Origin of the sequence: Isoptericola sp. NPDC057559, assembly GCF_042801555.1 — a bacterium.
GTDB lineage: Bacteria > Actinomycetota > Actinomycetes > Actinomycetales > Cellulomonadaceae > Isoptericola.
In genome coordinates, this window is sequence record NZ_JBHVFQ010000008.1 from 1 (window position 1) to 18,328 (window position 18,328).

General features: G+C 73.2%; 18 protein-coding genes, 1 tRNA gene and 1 other RNA gene. 7 read left to right on the forward strand and 13 right to left on the reverse strand.

Annotated elements, in window-relative coordinates; translation table 11 throughout:
- The 3 genes from ACFU5J_RS09800 to ffs form a co-directional block, all read right to left on the reverse strand.
- Window positions 1-265: ATP-binding cassette domain-containing protein (locus ACFU5J_RS09800; protein WP_430578594.1), on the reverse strand; the 265-nt coding region annotated here is incomplete at its 3' end.
- 102 nt (window positions 266-367) lie between these two features.
- Window positions 368-1,276, reverse strand: a complete 909-nt coding sequence (locus ACFU5J_RS09805; protein WP_430576789.1) for a MetQ/NlpA family ABC transporter substrate-binding protein — start codon at window positions 1,274-1,276, stop codon at window positions 368-370.
- Window positions 1,277-1,694: 418 nt separating this feature from the next.
- Window positions 1,695-1,791: signal recognition particle sRNA small type (gene ffs, locus ACFU5J_RS09810), an RNA gene on the reverse strand.
- A 154-nt stretch (window positions 1,792-1,945) separates the two neighbouring features.
- Here ffs and ACFU5J_RS09815 point away from each other — a divergent pair.
- The 4 genes from ACFU5J_RS09815 (at window position 1,946) to ACFU5J_RS09830 (ending at window position 4,090) form a co-directional block, all read left to right on the forward strand.
- Window positions 1,946-2,030 (forward strand) — tRNA-Ser (locus ACFU5J_RS09815).
- A 165-nt stretch (window positions 2,031-2,195) separates the two neighbouring features.
- The gene (locus tag ACFU5J_RS09820) at window positions 2,196-2,957 is read left to right on the forward strand and encodes a class I SAM-dependent methyltransferase (protein WP_430578595.1); all 762 of its coding nucleotides are present in this window, start codon (window positions 2,196-2,198) and stop codon (window positions 2,955-2,957) included.
- Between the two features lie 131 nt (window positions 2,958-3,088).
- Window positions 3,089-3,385 (forward strand): type II toxin-antitoxin system VapB family antitoxin, encoded by a 297-nt coding sequence (locus tag ACFU5J_RS09825; protein WP_380320948.1) that lies wholly within the window; start codon window positions 3,089-3,091, stop codon window positions 3,383-3,385.
- A 60-nt stretch (window positions 3,386-3,445) separates the two neighbouring features.
- On the forward strand, window positions 3,446-4,090 hold the full coding sequence (locus ACFU5J_RS09830; protein WP_430578596.1) for a LytR C-terminal domain-containing protein: 645 nt from the start codon (window positions 3,446-3,448) through the stop codon (window positions 4,088-4,090).
- A 33-nt stretch (window positions 4,091-4,123) separates the two neighbouring features.
- On the opposite strand, the gene ACFU5J_RS09835 is transcribed toward ACFU5J_RS09830, so the two are convergent.
- From ACFU5J_RS09835 to ACFU5J_RS09880, 10 genes are all read right to left on the reverse strand, one after another.
- Window positions 4,124-5,428, reverse strand: coding sequence for a uracil-xanthine permease family protein (locus ACFU5J_RS09835; RefSeq protein ID WP_430578597.1), 1,305 nt, complete (start codon window positions 5,426-5,428; stop codon window positions 4,124-4,126).
- 133 nt (window positions 5,429-5,561) lie between these two features.
- Complete coding sequence (locus ACFU5J_RS09840) at window positions 5,562-8,267, reverse strand: Tat pathway signal sequence domain protein (protein ID WP_430578598.1); 2,706 nt, start codon at window positions 8,265-8,267, stop codon at window positions 5,562-5,564.
- Window positions 8,264-8,965: a DUF1961 family protein gene (locus tag ACFU5J_RS09845; RefSeq protein ID WP_430576794.1), complete on the reverse strand. Its 702-nt coding sequence runs from the start codon at window positions 8,963-8,965 to the stop codon at window positions 8,264-8,266. Before ACFU5J_RS09845 ends, ACFU5J_RS09840 begins: the two co-directional genes overlap by 4 nt.
- Entirely contained in the window at window positions 8,962-9,666 is a 705-nt protein-coding gene (locus ACFU5J_RS09850; protein ID WP_430578599.1) for a rhamnogalacturonan acetylesterase, read from the reverse strand. Before ACFU5J_RS09850 ends, ACFU5J_RS09845 begins: the two co-directional genes overlap by 4 nt.
- 1 nt (window position 9,667) lies before the next feature.
- A complete protein-coding gene (locus ACFU5J_RS09855) occupies window positions 9,668-10,588 on the reverse strand; it encodes a carbohydrate ABC transporter permease (protein WP_430578600.1) in 921 nt (306 codons plus the stop codon).
- The gene (locus ACFU5J_RS09860) at window positions 10,588-11,562 is read right to left on the reverse strand and encodes an ABC transporter permease (protein ID WP_430578601.1); all 975 of its coding nucleotides are present in this window, start codon (window positions 11,560-11,562) and stop codon (window positions 10,588-10,590) included. Before ACFU5J_RS09860 ends, ACFU5J_RS09855 begins: the two co-directional genes overlap by 1 nt.
- Before the next feature lie 78 nt (window positions 11,563-11,640).
- Window positions 11,641-13,188 (reverse strand): extracellular solute-binding protein, encoded by a 1,548-nt coding sequence (locus ACFU5J_RS09865; protein ID WP_430578602.1) that lies wholly within the window; start codon window positions 13,186-13,188, stop codon window positions 11,641-11,643.
- Between the two features lie 32 nt (window positions 13,189-13,220).
- Complete coding sequence (locus tag ACFU5J_RS09870; protein ID WP_430578603.1) at window positions 13,221-13,880, reverse strand: DUF624 domain-containing protein; 660 nt, start codon at window positions 13,878-13,880, stop codon at window positions 13,221-13,223.
- Between the two features lie 347 nt (window positions 13,881-14,227).
- Entirely contained in the window at window positions 14,228-15,151 is a 924-nt protein-coding gene (locus ACFU5J_RS09875; protein ID WP_430576800.1) for an LLM class F420-dependent oxidoreductase, read from the reverse strand.
- Between the two features lie 46 nt (window positions 15,152-15,197).
- Window positions 15,198-15,848, reverse strand: a complete 651-nt coding sequence (locus tag ACFU5J_RS09880) for a disulfide bond formation protein DsbA (protein ID WP_430576801.1) — start codon at window positions 15,846-15,848, stop codon at window positions 15,198-15,200.
- A 48-nt stretch (window positions 15,849-15,896) separates the two neighbouring features.
- Between ACFU5J_RS09880 and ACFU5J_RS09885 the strand changes: the two genes are divergently transcribed.
- From ACFU5J_RS09885 to ACFU5J_RS09895, 3 genes are all read left to right on the forward strand, one after another.
- Window positions 15,897-16,130 carry a hypothetical protein gene (locus ACFU5J_RS09885; RefSeq protein WP_430576802.1) on the forward strand — a complete coding sequence of 78 codons (234 nt, stop codon included), beginning with the start codon at window positions 15,897-15,899 and terminating at the stop codon, window positions 16,128-16,130.
- A gap of 132 nt (window positions 16,131-16,262) precedes the next feature.
- Window positions 16,263-17,480 (forward strand): class I SAM-dependent methyltransferase, encoded by a 1,218-nt coding sequence (locus tag ACFU5J_RS09890; protein WP_430576803.1) that lies wholly within the window; start codon window positions 16,263-16,265, stop codon window positions 17,478-17,480.
- A 10-nt stretch (window positions 17,481-17,490) separates the two neighbouring features.
- Complete coding sequence (locus ACFU5J_RS09895) at window positions 17,491-18,291, forward strand: TetR family transcriptional regulator (RefSeq protein ID WP_430576804.1); 801 nt, start codon at window positions 17,491-17,493, stop codon at window positions 18,289-18,291.
- The last annotated feature ends 37 nt before the right edge of the window (window positions 18,292-18,328 follow it).

Genomic DNA, 18,328 nt, shown 5'->3' on the forward strand with positions numbered 1-18,328 from the left:
CGGGGAGCGCGGTGATGTCGGTGCCCTCGACGAGCACCGTGCCGGACGTCACGGTCTCGAGCGCGTTGACGAGTCGCACCAGCGTGGACTTGCCCGCGCCGGAGTACCCGATGACGCCGAAGATCTCGCCGGCCTGCACGGTGAGCGACACGTCGACCACGGCGTGCACGGCGCGGTCGCCGTCGCCGAACGTCTTCGACACCCCGCGCAGCTCGATCGCCGGCGCGCCGGCCCGGGCCCCGCCCTCGGTCACGGTCTCGCTCACCTGTCCGTCCTCACTGCTCGTCCTGCCCGTCCACGCCCTGCCCATCCTGCCCAGCACGGTGGCCGGGGCGCGCGGTCAGCGCGCCCCGGCCACGACGTCGGGTCAGGAGGCGGCGCGGATGTCGTCCTCGAGGCCGGTGAGGATCTTCTGCAGCTCCTCGGGGGTGTTCTCCTTGATGACGGCCGTGCCGCCGGAGGCCTTCTTCTCGGCCGCGACGACGGCGTCGGAGTGCGAGACCTCCGCGAGCTTCAGCAGGTCGGGGTCGTCGGCGTCCTCGGCGCGGGCCACCCACACGTTGATGTAGGGCTCGGCGGCGGCGGAGTCCGGGTCGTCCTGGAAGAGGGCGTCGTCCGCGGAGAGGCCGGAGTCCTCGAGGAAGTCGTTGTTGACGATCGAGGCGTCCACCGACTGGAGCTGGATCGGCGTCTGCTCGGCGGCGACCGGCGTCACCTTCACCTTGGAGCTGGGCAGCACGTCGGCCTCGGTGGAGACGGCGCTGCCGCCGTCCTTGAGCTCGATGAGGCCGGCCTCCTGGAGCACCAGGAGCGCGCGGGCCAGGTTGGTCGGGTCGTTCGGCACGGCGACCTGACCGCCGGCCGGGATCTGGTCGAGCGAGTCGTGCTTCGACGAGTACAGGCCCAGCGGGTAGACGGCGGTCGCGCCGATCGGCTCCAGGTCGTCGCCGGCGTCGACGTTGTAGCCCGCGAGGAACTGCAGGTGCTGGAACTGGTTCGCGTCGAGCTGACCCTGCGAGAGCGAGGGGTTGGCCTGCGTGTAGTCCTGGAGGTCGACGAGCTCGACGTCGAGGCCCTCGGCCTTCGCCTCCTGGGTGAACACGGCCCACTTGTCGTCGGCGGCACCGACGACGCCGACGCGGAGCTTGCCGTCGCCCTTGGCGTCGCCGTCGCCCGAGGCGGCGTCGGTGCCGCTGCCGCAGGCGGACAGCGCGAACGTGGTGGCCGCGGCGATCGCGGTGACGGTGAGGAGACGGTTGCGGGTGCTGCGGGACATGGTGGGTCCTTCCGGGCAGGCGCCAGGTCGGCGCCGAGGAGGCGGGTGGGTGCTGCGGCCACGGCCATCAGCTCGAGGCGGCGAGGTACGGGGCTCCCGGCCGGGCCGGGGGCGGGGCGACGACGGTCGAGTCGTCAGGCGCGATACCGAGGGGTCGTCAGTCGAGCACGCACATTCGGCCCGCGACGGTCGCGCGGCAGCACATCTCGCCGCGACGGCAGGAGCGCGCGGTCGACGGTGCTGCGGGAGCGATGCGGGGCATGCCGTCAAGGTGACCATCCACGGGGGCCCACCACCAAGCCCATCGACCCGAAATCTCACGGGTCGGACGAAAATCCGTCCACATCGTGGATCTTGTGACCCGCGGCACTCCCGCGGCGTCGCGGGGGGCGGATCAGGCCGCCATCGCGGCCGGAAAAGTAAGGACCCCCCGCACACCCACCAGAGCTCACTTACCCTTGCTGCCTTCCGGCCCTGGGGGAGTTCGGCGAGATGGTGCCGCACGAGGGGTCTGCCCGACAGCCTAACCGAGACCCCGCCCCGTCCCGAAACCGGCCCGGGGGCGGCTCCCGGCACGGAGACCACCGTCACGTCCGCGCGATTCGGACGCACCCCTGGGTGTCCGCTATCCTGCTGAGGCTGCCGGCGCTCGATGTCGGCTGCGCTCCAGGAGGATTCGCCTAGCGGCCTATGGCGCACGCTTGGAAAGCGTGTTGGGTTCACGCCCTCGGGGGTTCGAATCCCCCATCCTCCGCCTGGACCCGACGGGGCCCGCACCACACGGTGCGGGCCCCGTCGTCGTTCCGCCCCCTCGCCGCGGTCGCCGACCCGGCGGTTCGCCCCGCGGCCGTCGCCGCGCCGCCCGTACGCCGCCCGTATTTCGATGGCACCCGCCCGGTCGGCACCGGACGATGGGGAGATGGACCGCACGTTCGACGAGCTCGTCGCCGAGGCCGACGCCGCACCCATGGCCGGCTGGGACTTCTCCTGGCTCGAGGGGCGCGCCACGGAGGAGCGCCCGAGCTGGGGCTACTCCCGCCTGCTGCACGAGCGGCTGGGCACGGTCGGCGCGGCACTCGACCTGCAGACCGGCGGCGGCGAGGTGCTCGGCACCGCGCCCGCGCTCCCCCGCCTGCTCGTCGCCACCGAGGGCTGGCCGCCGAACGTCGCCGCCGCGACCGCGCTGCTGCACCCGCGCGGCGTCGCCGTCGTCGCGCACGACGGCGACTCCCCGCTCCCGTTCGGCGACGCGGCGTTCGACCTCGTGACGAGCCGACACCCCGTCGTGCCGCGCTGGGCGGAGATCGCCCGCGTGCTGCGGCCGGGCGGTACGTACCTGGCACAGCACGTGGGGCCGGCGAGCGTCTTCGAGCTGGTCGAGTTCTTCCTCGGCCCGCTGCCGGACGACGTGCGGCGCGGCCGCGACCCCGAGGACGAGGTCGCGGACGCCCGCGCGGCCGGGCTGGAGCTGGTCGACCTGCGGGCCGAGCGGCTGCGGATCGAGTTCCACGACGTCGGCGCCGTCGTGTGGTTCCTCCGCAAGGTGGTGTGGATGGTGCCGGGCTTCACCGTCGAGGCCTACCTGCCGGAGCTTCGCGCGCTGCACGAGCGGATCGAGGCGGAGGGCCCGTTCGTCGCCCACTCGGCGCGCCACCTGCTGGAGCTCCGGCGGCCGGGCTGACCGCCGAGGGGCGTCGCCGCAGGCCAGGACGGGTTCCCGAGGGGCCGTCGTGATGGGATCGTGACGACATCGTGTCCGTATCGCGAGGCAACCAGGCCGCCGGTCGCGAGCCCGCCCCTACGATGGCAGCCATGATCTTCAAGGCCGTGGGGGACGGCCGTCCCTACCCCGACCACGGACACGTGACCGCCAAGGACTGGGTGGACGTGCCGCCGCGCCAGGTGCGCCTCGACGAGCTCGTGACCACCAAGCGCACGCTCGACCTCGACCACCTGCTCGCCGAGGACTCGACGTTCTTCGGCGACCTCTTCGCGCACGTCGTCGAGTACCAGGGCGTCCTCTACCTGGAGGACGGTCTGCACCGCGCCGTCCGCGCCGCGCTGCAGCAGCGTCCGGTGCTGCACGCCCGCGTCCTCGTGCTCCGGTGACCGCCCCCGTGACCGCGGTGCGCCCGCGAACGATCCCACGAACTCAGGTAGTTTCTTCGCGTGACATCACCTGCCCCTGACCCGGTCCGCGAGACGCGCCGTAAGCGCGAGCACGAGCGGCAGGCCGTCGTCTTCGGGGTCATCATCGTCTTCATGCTGGTCGCCGGGCTGGCGGCCGTCGCGATGTACACGGGCGCGTTCAGCTCGCCCTTCTCGCGCCCCATCTACACGCCCGTCGCCGAGGCGCCGCAGCCCGAGCCCTGCCTGCCGCAGGTCAAGGGCCAGCCCGACGGCGCGCTCCCCGTGCCGTACTCGAACGTCAAGGTGCGGGTCTACAACGCCGCCGACGGCAGCGAGCCCCTCGCCGGCGCCAACGCCGACGCCCTCTCCGAGCGCGGCTTCGACGTCGTCGCGAGCGGCGACTGGCAGGCCGAGAAGATCCAGCAGTCCGAGGTCCGGTTCGGCAGCAAGGGCATCACGCGGGCGTACACGCTCGCCGCCCAGTACCCCGACGTCCGGCTCGTCCTCGACGACCGCAAGGGCAACACCGTCGACCTCCTCGTCGGCGAGCAGTACAGCCCCCCGCTGAGCCAGGACCGCGTGCTGCTCTCCGCCGACACCCCCATGGAGGACGTCGAGGGCTGCGTGCCCGCCGACGAGATCACGCCCATCCCCCAGGTGGTCGTCACCAAGAAGAAGGGCTGACCACCCGGGGGCCTGAGGGTTCCGTCGGTCGACTCAGTCGACGTGCGCCGGCTCGGGCGTCGAGGCCGGCGACACCGGCTCCTGGCTGGTCCCGCGCCACCGCGCGATGGCCCGCATGCCGTGGTAGATCACCAGCGCGGACGCCGTGCCCAGGGCGATGCCCTCGAAGGTGAGGTCGCCCCAGGAGAACGTGAAGTTCGCGATGCCGATGATCAGCGGCACGGCGGCCGTGGTGAGGTTCACCGGGTTGCCGAAGTCCACCTTGGCCTGCACCCAGATGCGCGCGCCGAGGATGCCGATCATGCCGTAGAGCATGGTCGTCGCCCCGCCGAGCACACCGTCCGGGATCGTCGCGATGAGGGCGCCGAACTTGGGGGACAACGACAGCACCAGCGCGGTCACCGCGGCCACCCAGTACGCGGCCGTCGAGTAGACGCGCGTGGCCGCCATGACCCCGATGTTCTCGGCGTACGTCGTGGTGCCGGAGCCGCCGCCGACGCCCGCGAGCGTGGTCGCGACGCCGTCGGCGAACAGCGCCCGGCCCGCGACGCCGTCGAGGTTCTTGCCGGTCATGGCGGCGACCGACTTCACGTGCCCCACGTTCTCCGCGATGAGCACCAGCACCACCGGGATGAACAGGCCGAGCACGGAGACGTCGAACGACGGCGTGACGAAGTGCGGGAAGCCGAGCCAGTCCGCCTTCTTGACGTCCGTGAAGTCGACCTCGCCCTGGAGCAGCGCGGCGACGTAGCCGACCAGCACGCCGACCAGGATCGACAGCCGCCCGAGGATGCCCTTGAACAGCACCGTCACGAGGATGATCGCGGCCAGCGTGATCACGGCGGTGACCGGCGCCATCTGGAAGTTGCCCCAGGCGGCCGGGGCCAGGTTGAGGCCGATGAGGGCGACGATCGTGCCGGTCACGATCGGCGGCATGACGACGTCGATCCACCGGGCACCGGCGAAGTGCACCAGCAGGCCGACCGCCGCGAGCAGGAGGCCGGTCACGAGGATCCCGCCCACCGCCACCGACTGCCCGTGCGACGCCGTCGCCGCCAGGATCGGGGCGATGAACGCGAAGCTGGACCCCAGGTAGCTGGGCAGCCGGTTCCGCGTGATGAGCAGGAACAGCGCCGTGCCGATCGCCGAGAAGAACAGCGTCGTGGCGGGCGAGAAGTCCGTCAGCAGCGGCACGATGAACGTGGAGCCGAACATGGCCACCACGTGCTGCATGCCGATGCCGATGGTGCGCGGCCAGCTCAGCCGCTCGTCGGGGGCGACGACGTCGCCGGGTCCGACGTGCTTCCCGTCGCCGTGCTTGGTCCAGCCGAGGCTCATGGTGCTCCGTCCGTCGGGCCCGGAACCGGGCCGCCGTGCTCACCGTGGATGCTCGACAGTGAACGTCCGGTGAAGATTGCCGCCGCACAGCGTACTTGCCGCGGCGCCCCGCACGGCCACCCGGCGGCCGCGGCTACCCCGGCGGGAGGCGGTGGCCGATGAGCGCGAGGTTCTGCAGGGTGGCGAGGCTGCACTGCGCGGCGTCGTTGGTGGACAGGGTGCGGGCCTCGTCGATCGGGACGAGGGTCTCGGGCGGCAGCACCGGCACGGGGTGGAAGGCCTCCTCCCCCATGAACTCGCCACCGCGGAAGTACGCGCGCCACGCGACGTCGGCCAGGCCGTCGTCGCCCAGGCGCTGCGCGGCGTAGGCCGCGAGGCGGGAGTGCGCCTGCTCGAGGTTCGTGCCAGACGGCGCGACGCCGAGCTCCGCCTCCTGCTCGGCCGGCGTCGCGAGGTAGAGGCGGCAGTACTGCAGCCACGCGTCCTTGAAGCCCGGGGCGTCGACGAGGCCGGCGTCGACCAGCGACACGAGCTCCGAGCAGATCTCCACCAGCCCGAAGACGGCGGACAGGTGCGAGACGGTGACGCGGTCGCGGTCGGTGGCGAAGCGGCCGGTGTCCAGGTCGTACAGGGCCTCGCCGGTGAAGAAGCCGTGCGGCAGCGCGCCGATGTCGGTCATGGTGCCGACCAGGCGGTCACGCGAGCGCTCGTCGCCCGTGACCTCCCAGTCCGCGAGCCAGGTCGCGGCCAGCGCGCTCCAGTCCGTGCCGAGCCCGACGGCGAGCGCGTCCCGCCGCGGGCGGTACGTGGCGGCGTCGGGCCGCACCTTGCGCGTCGGGTCGAGGCCGAGGAACGTCCGGTCGGAGTCGCGCTGGGCCACCATGAGGTCGCGCGTGTGCTCGTCGCCGGTGAGGAAGTAGTGCGGCCGCCGGTACGCGGGCGTCGAGATGCGCAGCTGCTTGGCGCTGCACCCCCAGTGCTGCACGTTGTGGCGGCTGCCCAGGCCCTGCCACGGGCCGGCGTGGTAGACGTCGACGTCGCCCGTGTGCCGGGTCATCCGCTCCGCCAGCCGGAAGACGTCCGCGCGGCCGGTGCGCAGGAACGACGTCCACAACCACAGGTCCGGCGACAGCTCGGAGTTGTCCCACGCGTAGCCGCCCACGTCGTAGCGCCACACGTGCCGGTCGGGGTCGTACGCGTGCATGACGTCGCCGAAGTTCCAGAAGCCGTACCAGGAGCGCTGGTCCACCTGGCCGACGTAGAAGTCCAGCATCGTGGCGAGGCGGTCCTCGAGCGCCGCCCGCTCGGGCGTGCCGCGGTCCACGAGGTCCCAGTCGCCGAGGACGGCCGCGTCGTGCAGGGCCTCCGGCGTCGGGACGAGCTGGGGCCGGACGGCGGTGGCCGCGGCGAGGCGTGCCAGCGCGCCCGCGTCGGGGGTGGCGGCGTACGCGGTGACGGTGAGCTCGTGCGTGCGGCCGATGCCGTGCGCGTCCCCGAACCCGGGCTCGTAGTCCTCGTAGGTGATCTCGAGGGCGTCGAGCTGGTCGTCGTACGTGTCCTGGCCGAGGCCGTCGTGGTAGAAGCGCAGGTCCATCGGCGCGGCGTCGGGCGACCAGAGCCACGTGGTCAGGGAGCCGAGGTCGGACGTCGCGCCCGCCACGTCGATCCCCGTCGGGTGCGACTGCCAGAACCCGGTGAGCCCGACGGCGATGCCGCCGCCCGTGTCGCCGAGGTAGCCCAGCCCGTCGGACCGCGTGCCCTGCGCGACGTCGATCCACGGCCGGTCGGACGCCGTGCGCTTCTGCACGGTGAAGCCGTTCGCGGTCGGCTGACGCAGCGACCACGCGTCCCAGGTCGGCACCCAGCGCAGCCGCTCGGAGACGCGCGGGTCCCACGCGGCGAGCGGCGGCGTCGTGCGACCCGCCACGTGGGCCGCGCGCACCTCGGCGCCCGGGTCCCGGCGCAGCCCGGTGACGCCCTGCACCGCCTCGCGCACCAGGCCGCCGTCCGCCCCCGCGAGGCGCACGTGGCGGTCGTACGGCGCGGACCGCAGGGGCACGTCGAAGCGCAGGCCCAGCGAGGAGAGGAAGTCGCGCTCGGGTTCGCCGTCCCACACGAACGAGTGCACCAGCCGGAACGTCGGGGCCCCGGCCGCGAGCACCAGGCGCAGCGTGAACGGCAGCCAGCCCGCGGCGCCGTCCTCGTGGGCACGGTCGACGTCGCGGTGCAGGCCCGACACGCGCACGACGGCGCGCACGGGGCCCGCCTGCTCGACGACGGCCTCGCGCACCACGCCCACCGACTCCCGGCGCGACCGGTGGTCGGGCTCGGGGCGGTCCTGCCGGCTGGACACGAGCCGGCCCGCGCGCGCCACCTCGACCGCGGCGTCCCCCGTGCCCGCGCGCACCGACCGCACGACGTGCGGCCCGGAGCGGCCGACCACGACCACGCACGCGCCGGTGTCGACCACGACCTCGTCGGCGTGCTCCGTGACGGTCACCCGCGGCCCGCCGGCGGCGGGGGCGTCCGCCGGCCCGGCCACGACGCGGTACGAGGAGCTGGGCGCGGCGCCCGCGCCCAGCGCGACGCCGGACCACTTCACGCTGCCGTCGGGCCAGGTCGCGAGCGGCCAGGTCTGGGCGGCGACGGGGCGGCCGTCCGCGTCGACGACGGCGAGCGCGCCGGCGTCGCGCACGACGCCCGGCCGCAGCGGGACGCCGCACGTGACGCCGCCGGAGGCGAGGTCCGGCGCGGCGTCCTCCAGCCAGCGCAGCGGGACGTCGACGGCGGCGCGGGGTCCGTCGGTGGCGGGGGCATCCGTGCTGAGGGCGGTGGTCATGACAGGGGGGTCACCTCGAGGTTGCGGTAGTGGGCCACGAGCGGGGACATCTGCCGGAACCCGATCCGGCCGGCGCCCAGCGGCGCCTCGTCGTGGAAGGTGAAGAGGGTGAGGTCGTCGATCGCGAAGGCGACGTCGGCGCCGCGCCTGGTGACGCGCACGCGGTAGTGGCCGTCCGCGTCGTCGGGGCCGGGGAGCGGGTCCGCGCCCTGCGCGACGAGCCGGAACCCCGGGCTCTTGCGCAGGTTGCAGGTGCGGAACCGCTTCTCGGTGGGCCACTTGCGGCGCAGGTACGACACGTGGAGCGTCGAGACGTCGCCCGAGTGGTACTGCGGGTAGTAGCCGGTGCGCGGGGCGAGGGCGGGGTCGAACAGGTCCCGCCCGCCGGTGCCGGTCGCGGCGAGGAACAGCATCGCCAGGCCGTCGCCCGCCAGGGGCCGGAAGTCCCACGCCACCTCGACGTCGGCCGGGAACACCTCCGGGCACCAGAGCGTGAAGTGCGCGTGGTCGCCGCGGCCGTCGGCCACGAGCGCGGCCTCGTCGGCCGTGCTGCGCAGCTCGACGCCGGCCCCGAGCGCGCCGTCCGCGGGGGTGTGGCGGGTGCCGACCGGTCCCTCCGCGACCCAGCCGTCGAGGTCCGCGGGCGACGCGAGCGGGTTGCGGTAGGTGCCCGTGACGGTGGGCGCGGCGGCCGTCACGGCTGCACCACCCACGCGCCCAGCGGCGCCTCGCCGTCGTGCGCGCCGTCGACCGACGCCAGCGCCTCCGCGACGTACCGCGCGACCGCGCGGGCCCCCGCCGTCGTGTAGTGGGTGTTGTCCTTGGCGAGCGCGTCGTCCACCACCAGCCCGGCCGCGACGGCGGCCCCGTGCGGGAACAGCGCCGCCGACGCCTCGGGCCCGAGCCACGTGTACAGCCAGCGCGTGAACGCGGTCAGCTCGAGGACGGGCACGTCCAGCTCGTGCCCGAGGGCGCGCACGGCCGCCGGGTAGGGCCCGTGCGACCAGCGCAGCCCGCCGGCGTCGTCGAACAGGCGCCGCTCGACGCTCGTGGCCAGCACCGGTCGCGCGCCGTTCGCGCGCGCCTCGCCCACGAACCGCGCCAGCCGCTCGGAGTACCCGCCCTCGGCGGCGAGCTCGTCGGGCTCCTTCTGGTCGTTGTGCCCGAACTGGATCACCACCGTGTCCCCGGGTCGCAGCTCGGCGAGCAGGGCGTCCCAGCGCCCCTCGGCGCGGAAGGACGCCGTCGTCGCGCCGCCGATCGCGTGGTTGCGCACGGGGACGTCGAGCAGGGCGGCGAGCTCGTCGCCCCAGCCCAGCAGCGGGATCTCGGCGTGGCCGGACGTCCGGCCCTCGTCGGTGGGGGCGACGGTCGAGTCGCCCGCGAGGTGGATCGTCATGTCAGCCCTTCACGCTGCCGATGAGCATGCCCTTGGCGAAGTGCTTCTGGAGGAACGGGTACGCCAGGAGCACCGGGATGGTGGCCACGATGACCACCGCGAACTTGATGCCCTGCGCGGGCGGCGGGAGCTCGCTGCCCATGTCCTGCGCGGACAGCGACGCCGACGCGGTGACCTGGCGCAGGAACATCTGCAGGGTCCACATGTCCTGGTCGCCCAGGTACAGCAGCGGCGACATGTAGTCGTTCCAGATCCCCACCGCGTAGAACAGGGCGAACGTCGCGAGCACCGGCTTGGACAGCGGCACCACGACGTGGCGCAGGATCTGCAGCTCGTGGGCGCCGTCGATCTTCGCGGACTCCTCCAGCTCCTGCGGCAGCTGCTGGAAGAAGTTCTTGATGATGATGAGGCTGAACGGGTTGATCGCCATCGGCAGGACCAGCGCCCAGTAGGTGTTGAGCAGGCCGAGCTCCTTGACCACCAGGAACGTGGGGATCATGCCCGCGGAGAACACCATCGTGAACACGACGACGGTCATGATCGTGCGCCGCCCGGGCAGCTCGACCTTCGACAGCGGGTAGGCCATGAGCGCCGTGAGGGCGAGCTGGACCAGCGTGCCGACCAGGGTGACGACGACCGTCGTGACGAAGGCGCGCACGAACGCCGTCGAGGACAGGATCGAGGCGTAGGAGTCGGTCGTGAACTCGCGGGGCCACAGGAAGAACGGCCGGGTGGTGATCTCCAGCTCGGTGGCGAACGAGCCCGCGAGCACGTAGAGGAACGGCAGCAGCGCGAGCAGCCCGACCGCGACCAGCAGCACGACGTTGACGACGTCGAACGCCCGGCCGGCGCGGGTGTTGAACCGCTGGTGCTGGGTGGACGGCTTGGAGGCCCGGCGCAGCACGGGTGTGGTGGTGGCCATCAGAAGATCCCCTGCTGGTTGAAGCGCTTGGCGAGCCAGTTGGTGCCGAAGATCAGCACCAGCCCGACGATCGCCTTCGACAGGCCCACCGCGGTGGAGTAGGAGTAGGCGCCCTGCTGGATCCCGGTGAAGTAGACGTACGTGTCGAACACGTCCGCGACCGTGCGGTTCAGCGCGTTGGACATCAGGTAGATCTGCTCGAAGCCGGTGTTGAGGATCTCCCCGGTCTGCAGGATGAGCATCACGATGATCGTGGGGCGGATCGCGGGCAGCGTGATGTGCCAGGTGCGCTGCCAGCGGCCGGCGCCGTCGATCACGGCGGCCTCGTACTGCTCCTGGTCCACGCTCGCCAGGGCCGCGAGGAAGATGATCGTGCCCCAGCCGGTGGTCTTCCAGACGGTCTGCAGCAGGATCAGGGGCCGGAACCAGGACGGGTCGGCGAGGTAGTTCGTCTCCTGGCCGGTCAGCCCGTCGAGGAACGACGACAGCGGCCCGGTCCCGATCGCGAACAGCAGCGCGGTCAGGGAGACCACGACCGTCCAGGACAGGAAGTGCGGGATGTAGACCAGCGTCTGCACGGTCCGCTTGAGCACCGACAGGCGCACCTCGTTGAGCAGCAGCGCCAGCACGATCGTCAGGGGGAACGCGACGAACAGGCTCAGCGCGGCCAGGATCAGGGTGTTGCCCAGCAGCCGCGGGAAGTCGGGGTTGGAGAAGAACTCGGCGAAGTGCTGCCAGCCCACCCACTCCGACCCCTGGATCCCCAGGAACGGCACGTAGTTCTTGAACGCGATCTGCGCGCCCCACATCGGCCAGATGCGGAACAGCAGGAAGTACGCGACCCCCGGCAGCAGCATGACCAGCAGCCACCGGAACCGGACCACGCGCGCCCACCGGCGGTGCGGTCGCGGGCGCGGGGCCGGGGCGGTCGGGGCCGGCGTGCCGGCCCTATCGACGTCGACGACGGTCGTCATCGCAGCCTCCATCTCGGACGGGGCGCGGGGCCGGGCCGGTGGCCCGTGCGGGCCGGTCCGGCCCCGCGCCGGAGGGGATCAGCCGAGCTGGCCGTAGAGCTCGTTCATCTCGGACGTCACCTGGTCGCCGCCGGAGGACTTCCACTGCGCGATCGCCGCGTCGAGGCCGGACTCGTCGATCTGTCCGCTGATGTACTGGATGCGGGCGTCCGCGATGACCTGGTCGAGCTGCACGCCGTTGGTGGAGTAGGTCTTGGAGACCAGCGCGCCCGCCGGGTTGAAGACCGCCTTCTCCAGGTCCTTCTCCTGCAGGTCGAGCCGCTCCTGGGCGAGCTCCGCGTCGTACGCGGTCTCCGGCTTCGGCTTGTACGCCACGTAGCCGGCCACGTTCGTGCCGATCTGGGCCCACGCGCCGGAGACGACGTCGGTGTAGTCCTGCTTGGACTCGTCGAAGGCGGCGTACCCGTCCTCCACCGTGAAGTTGTCGCCCTCGATGCCGTTGTTCTCGAGCACCTGGCCGTCCTTGCCGGCGAGCGCGTCGAGGGCGGTCAGCACCTGCTTGAGCTGGTCCTCCGTCTGCACCGACGCCTTGGGGACCGCGAGGAACCCGCTGTAGCCCGGCGTCGGGAGCGCGAAGTCGCCGTTCGGGCCGGCGATGTTGCCCACCAGCGAGATCTTCTGGTCGTACGTCTTCGGGTCCTGCTCCTTGAACAGGCCGGCCAGCTGGGCGGCGCGCGACTGGACGTCGATGATGATGCCGCCCTTGCCGTTGACGAACGGCTCGTTCCACCCCGTGGTGCCGTCCATCGTGGCGTAGTCCTTGTTGACGTAGCCCGACGAGATCAGCTTCTTCTCGTAGTCGAGCGCCTGCTTCCACTCGGGCGTGGTGAACGACGGGACCAGCGTGCCGCCGTCGTCCTTCCACACGTTGCCCGCGCCGAACCACGTCTCGATCGCGTCGTACGGGCTGCCCGTGCCGATCGTCGCGCCCCAGGCGGGGATGATCATCCCGTAGGTGTCGTCCTTGCCGTTGCCGTCGGGGTCGTCCTCGGTGAACGCCCGGGCGACCTCCATCAGCTCGTCCGTGTTGGTGGGCTCCTCGAGGCCGAGGTTCTTCAGCCAGTCCTTGCGGATGCTGATCGACGTGCGCACCACGTCGCGCGCCCGGTAGACGCCGAAGACCTTGCCGTTGACGCTGGACGCCTGCTGCACGTCCTCGTTCTCGGTGACGAGGTTCGGGTAGTCGCCCGAGGCGAGGTAGTCCGTGAGGTCCCAGAAGCCGCCCGCCTCCGCCGTCTGCACGAAGCCCTGGCTCTTCTGCTGGATCACCATGACGTCGGGGATGTCGTCGCCGGCGAGCACCACGTTGGTGCGGTCGCCGTACTCGGCGTTCGGCACCCACTGCATCTCGAGGTCGAGACCCGCGAGCTCGGAGAGCTTCTCGCCCACCGGGTCGTCCGCCTCGGGCGGCGTCGCCGAGAGGTACGGCGCCATGATCGACAGCGAGGCGAGCTTCTCGCCGCTGCCGCCACCGTCGCCGTCGCCGCCCCCCGCGCTGCTGCAGGCGGAGAGCAGGAGGCCGCCCGCGGCCAGGAGGGCCAGGGGTGCCAGCCGTCGTGAGTTCATCGTGGTCCTTTCGTCGGAGTGCACGTCGTCGTTCACTCGTCGAGGGGGTCGGGGTCCGCCGGGTGGTGCTCGAGGTTGCGGTCGTTGGCGGCGTAGAAGGACAGGCAGAGCGCCGTGCACAGGTGCACCCACGCGCCGATCGACACGACGGGCAGGAGTCCGGGCACGAACGCGGTGACGACGCCGACCAGCGCCGTCGTCGCCGCGAGGAGGAGGGGTGCGCCGGGGAAGCGCAGCAGGAACGACCAGGCCAGCCGCGGCACGGCGCCGCGCGGCAGGTCGTAGTGGGCGTCCATCGTCAGGACGAGCAGCAGGTGCACGACGGCGAGGCCGCCGACGACGGCGAGCGCGGCCCGCAGCACGACGGGCCCGCCGTCGAGCGCGGCCAGGCTCGTCCCGGTGAGGACGAGCACCGCCAGGGCCGGTGCGGCGACGAGGTTGGCGCGGCCGAAGCCGGCCGACCAGGCCCGGACGAACGCCCGCACGGTGCGCTGGGCGTCCCCGCGCAGCCGGGTGCGGCTGCAGGTCGCGGCGGCGGAGAGCGCGGGCGCCAGGCCGAGCACCACTCCCCCGGTCAGCGTGCCGGCCAGGATCAGGAGGTTGAGCAGCCCGAGGTAGGCGAGGGTGTCGACCCAGCCGAACCAGCGGTCGAGCCGCGTGCCGCGGGCTCGCGCGTCGTCCACCGTCGCCATGTCGGTCCCATCTCCATCGATGCACGAGCCGTCGTGGCTCGTCCCTGGGCTCCTGGTCGGCGGCACCGCCGGCCAGCGTTCGGGAAAGGCCTTCCCGGGTTGAATGGATTCACCGTAGGGGTCGGGGTTTCCCTCGTCAACATCCCGACGACATCTCGCGGACACGCCTCGACACCGCCACGAGGCAGCCCCCGCCGCGGCAGGTGTCCGTCAGCGCCCGGTGGTCCGCACCGTGCCGAGGCGGGCCGGGCGCTCCCGAGGTCGTGCGCACCACCCCGGCGTGGATCGCACCACCTCGCGCGGGTCCCGACGGCCTCGGCGGGAGGCGGACGGACCCGGGCGACGGGTCAGAGCTGCGTCGCGACCTCGCGCGCGACGAGGTCCAGGTGGTCGAGGTCGTCCAGGTCCAGCACCTGGAGGTACACGCGCTGCACGCCCTGGTCGCGCAGGGAGCCGAGCAGGTCCACGGCCTCGGAGACCGTGCCGGCCACGCCGTGCTCGCGCAGCTCCGCCGGCTCGCGGCCGATGGCGGCGGCGCGGCGCGCGAACTCCGCCTCGTCCTTGCCCACGGCGAGCACGAGGGCCACGGACTGCACGATCGAGTCCGGGGTGCGGCCGACGGCGGCGAGCGCGTCGTCGATCACGCCGATCCGGGAGGCGACGGTGTCGAGCTCGGGGAACGCCTGGTTGTACTCGTCGCCGAACCGCGCGGCGAGCGCCGGCGTCCGGCGAGGGCCGCCGCCGCCCACGATGACGGGGATCTTCGCCTGCGCCGGCTTCGGCAGCGCCGGGGAGTCGGTGAGCGTGTAGTGCTCGCCGGCGAAGGAGTACGAGCCGCCAACGGGCGTGCCCCACAGCCCGGTGAGGATCTCGAGCTGCTCCTCCAGCAGGCCGAACCGCTTCGCCGGGAACGGGATGCCGTACGCCTCGTGCTCGCGCGCGAACCAGCCGGCGCCCAGACCGATCTCCACGCGGCCGCCGGACATCTGGTCCACCTGCGCCACCTGGATCGCCAGCACGCCCGGGTGCCGGAACGTGGCCGAGGTGACCAGGGTGCCGAGCCGCACCGTGGACGTGTCGCGGGCCAGGCCGGCCAGCGTGGTCCAGGCGTCGGTGGGCCCGGGCAGTCCGTCGCCGCCCATCGCCAGATAGTGGTCGGAGCGGAAGAACGCGCTGAAGCCGAGGGTCTCGGTCGCCTTCGCGACGGCGAGCACGTCGTCGTACGACGCGCCCTGCTGGGGCTCGGTGAAGACACGCAGGTCGAGGGTCATGGTTCGCCTCTCGGGTGGAGCGGTGGGCCGGCGCGGCGCCGGACGGTCAGTCGAACGTCGGCGAGGAGGTGCGCGAGCGCTTCAGCTCGAAGAAGTCGGGGAACGACGCCAGCGCGACGGCGCCGTCGAAGATCCGCACCGCGTCCTCGCCGCGGGGCACGCGCGTGAGCACGGGCCCGAAGAACGCCACGCCGTCGACGTGGATGGTCGGCGTGCCGACGTCCTCGCCCACGGGCTTCATGCCCTCCTCGTGCGAGACGGCGAGGGCCGCGTCGTAACGGTCCGAGGTCGCGGCGTCCGCCAGCTCGGCGGGCAGGCCCGCCTCCGCGAGCGCCTCGCGCGCGACGGCGTCGAGGTCCGACCGGCCGCCGGGGTGGATGCGCGTGCCGGCCGCCGTGTAGAAGGCGCCGAACGCCTCCGGGCCGTGCTCGGTCTGGACGGCGGCCGCGACCCGGCCGATGCCGCGCGACGACTCGATCTTGGCCCGGTAGTCCGCCGGCAGGTCCCGGTCCGCGTTGAGCAGGTACAGGCTCATGAGGCGGAACGTGAGACGCACGTCGCGGTGCTCCGCGACCTCCAGCGCCCACCGGGAGGTGATCCAGGCGAAGGGACACAGCGGGTCGACGTAGACGTCGACGACCGGGGCGGTCGAGGGGGTGGACGTGGTCTCAGGCGCGGTGGTGGTCCCGGAAGTCACGCCCGCCACCCTACCCAGGCGGCGGGGGCGGCGCGGTAGCCTCGCCACGTGCGCAGGGTGCGGTGGGCGAGCGTGTGGACGGTGTTCGGGGCGTGCGTCGTCGCCGTCGCCATGCTCTCGGTGGTGCTCCGCGGCCGGATGTGGGCCTGGATCCCGCTGATCCTCGCGGCCGGGGTCGCCGTCCGCGAGATCCGTTACCTGCAGCGCACGCGCCGCCCCGCCGACGCCGGGTTCGACGAGCCCCGACGGGACGAGCCCGGCGCGGGACCGCGCCAGGGCTGACCCCGCCAGGAGTCACCCGCTCCGGGCATCGACGCGGCGCAGGGCCCCGGGCTAGCGTCGAAGGCGGGCGTCTTCCCGACGACGCCCACGGGGAGCCCGCGACGGCGCGGGCGTCGCGACGGAGGCGTCGGCATGACAGACGTGACCCGGACCACCGGGAGGACCAGCACCAGCGCCGCGGAGGCGCACGAGCCGGGCCCGCCCTCACCGTCCGCGGCGGAGTTCGCCGACCGGCTCTTCGGCGCGGCGCTCGGCGCGATCGACACCCTCGCGGTCTACGTCGGCGACTCGCTGGGCTGGTACCGCGCGCTCGACGAGTGCGGCCCCCAGACCTCGGCGGAGCTGGCGGCCGTGACGGGCACGTCCGAGCGCTACACCCGGGAGTGGCTGGAGCAGCAGGCCGCGACGGGCATCCTCGTGGCGCACGAGCCCGACGGCGCCACCGACGGCCTGAGCCAGGCCGCACGGGCCGCCGCGCGCACGTTCGAGCTGCCCGAGGCGCACGCGGAGGTGCTGGCCGACCCGGAGTCGCTCAGCTACCTGGCGCCCCTGGCGCGGTTCGTCGGGGCCGTCGGGCCGCAGCTCCCCCACCTGCTGCGCTCGTACCGCACGGGCGGCGGGGTGTCGTGGGACCAGCTCGGCGACGACGCCCGCCACGCGCAGGCCGACGTCAACCGGCCGTGGTTCGAGCAGCGGCTGGCCTCGGCGCTGGCGAGCATCGAGCCGGTGCGGCAGGTGCTCAGCCGTCCGGGCGCCCGCGTGGTCGACGTCGGCTGCGGGTTCGGCTGGTCGACGCTCGCCCTCGCGCGCGCCTTCCCCACCGCGGAGCTGCACGGCGTCGACCTCGACCGGCCGTCGGTGGAGGCCGCCCGCGTCGCCGCGGCGCAGCGCGGCCTGGAGGAACGGGTCGTGTTCCACCTGTCCGACGCCGCGGAGCTGCGCACGGCCGAGCCGTTCGACGCGGCGTTCGCCTTCGAGTGCCTGCACGACATGCCGCGCCCGGTCGCCGTGCTGGAGGCCGTGCGGGAGTCGATGCGGCCCGACGGCGTCGTCGTCGTCATGGACGAGGCGGTCGCCGAGGAGTTCCAGGCCCCCGCCGACGACGTCGACCGGATCATGTACGGCTACAGCCTGTTCGTGTGCCTGCCGGACAGCCTGTCGTCGTGGCCGTCGGCGGCGACAGGCACGGTGATGCGCCCCGCCACCGTGCGCCGGTACGCCCGGGAGGCGGGCTTCGCCGGCGTGGAGGTGCTGCCCGTGGACGACTTCGGGCTCTTCCGGTTCTACCGCCTCCTGCTCGGGACCGAGGGCGGACGGACGCCGGCGGGTGAGGACGGCCTGCCGGAGTAATCTCCGTGGCATGACTGCCGTCCGGACGCACACCCACGCCCAGGCCGTCGACGCCGCGATCGACCTCTTCTCCCGGCAGGGCTACGAGCAGACCACCGTCGAAGAGATCGCCGATGCGGCCCGCGTCAGCCGTGCCACCTTCTTCCGCCGCTTCCGCTCCAAGGAGGACGTGGTCTTCGCCGACCACGAGCTCCTCCTCGAGGAGGTCGTGGTGATGCTCGCCGAGACCCGGCCCGAGGCCCGGGCCAGCGAGGAGTCCGGCCGCGCGCCCGAGCGGGCGTGGGACCCCGCGACCGACCCGTACCTCGAGGTCTGCCGGGCCGCCCGCCTCGTCTTCGACCACCACGTGGGCCAGCGGGAGACGTCGATCGCCCGCCACCAGCTGCTGCAGCAGGTGCCGGCGCTGCGCGACCGCGAGCTCGTCACGACGCACCGCTACGAGCGCGCCTTCACCGCGTACCTGCGCGACACGCTGCCCCCGGACCGCTCCACCACGACGATGTCGATCGCGTTCGCCGCGTCCGTCGTCGCCGTGCACAACGCCATCCTGCGGCGCTGGCTGCGCAACCCCCACCTGGACCTCCGGCCCGAGCTGGAGGAGGCGTTCGCCGACCTGCGCCGGGCGGCGATCACCCCCTTCCCGCACACCGACGAGCAGCTCGCCGCCGCGGGCGAGGTGCCGGTGACCGACGGCGACGGCGGGCGCTCCGTGGTGACGGGCGCCGACGGCCGGCGCGTCGTCGTCACCGTGCTGGAGCCCGGCGCCGGGCCCGACGACGTGGCCCGCGCCGTCCGCGACGCCCTCTCCTGAGCGCACGCCGGAATGACCCTGTGGCATCCTGCGTTGT

Excerpts from the sequence above, each read along its gene's own strand:
- ACFU5J_RS09860 (WP_430578601.1), bottom strand. The coding sequence starts at position 11,562 with ATGACGACCGTCGTCGACGTCGATAGGGCCGGCACGCCGGCCCCGACC.
- ACFU5J_RS09870 (WP_430578603.1), bottom strand. The coding sequence starts at position 13,880 with ATGGCGACGGTGGACGACGCGCGAGCCCGCGGCACGCGGCTCGACCGC.
- ACFU5J_RS09835 (WP_430578597.1), bottom strand. The coding sequence starts at position 5,428 with ATGAGCCTCGGCTGGACCAAGCACGGCGACGGGAAGCACGTCGGACCC.
- ACFU5J_RS09855 (WP_430578600.1), bottom strand. The coding sequence starts at position 10,588 with ATGGCCACCACCACACCCGTGCTGCGCCGGGCCTCCAAGCCGTCCACC.
- ACFU5J_RS09890 (WP_430576803.1), top strand. The coding sequence starts at position 16,263 with ATGACAGACGTGACCCGGACCACCGGGAGGACCAGCACCAGCGCCGCG.
- ACFU5J_RS09865 (WP_430578602.1), bottom strand. The coding sequence starts at position 13,188 with ATGAACTCACGACGGCTGGCACCCCTGGCCCTCCTGGCCGCGGGCGGC.
- ACFU5J_RS09875 (WP_430576800.1), bottom strand. The coding sequence starts at position 15,151 with ATGACCCTCGACCTGCGTGTCTTCACCGAGCCCCAGCAGGGCGCGTCG.
- ACFU5J_RS09850 (WP_430578599.1), bottom strand. The coding sequence starts at position 9,666 with ATGACGATCCACCTCGCGGGCGACTCGACCGTCGCCCCCACCGACGAG.
- ACFU5J_RS09825 (WP_380320948.1), top strand. The coding sequence starts at position 3,089 with ATGATCTTCAAGGCCGTGGGGGACGGCCGTCCCTACCCCGACCACGGA.
- ACFU5J_RS09820 (WP_430578595.1), top strand. The coding sequence starts at position 2,196 with ATGGACCGCACGTTCGACGAGCTCGTCGCCGAGGCCGACGCCGCACCC.
- ACFU5J_RS09895 (WP_430576804.1), top strand. The coding sequence starts at position 17,491 with ATGACTGCCGTCCGGACGCACACCCACGCCCAGGCCGTCGACGCCGCG.
- ACFU5J_RS09840 (WP_430578598.1), bottom strand. The coding sequence starts at position 8,267 with ATGACCACCGCCCTCAGCACGGATGCCCCCGCCACCGACGGACCCCGC.
- ACFU5J_RS09805 (WP_430576789.1), bottom strand. The coding sequence starts at position 1,276 with ATGTCCCGCAGCACCCGCAACCGTCTCCTCACCGTCACCGCGATCGCC.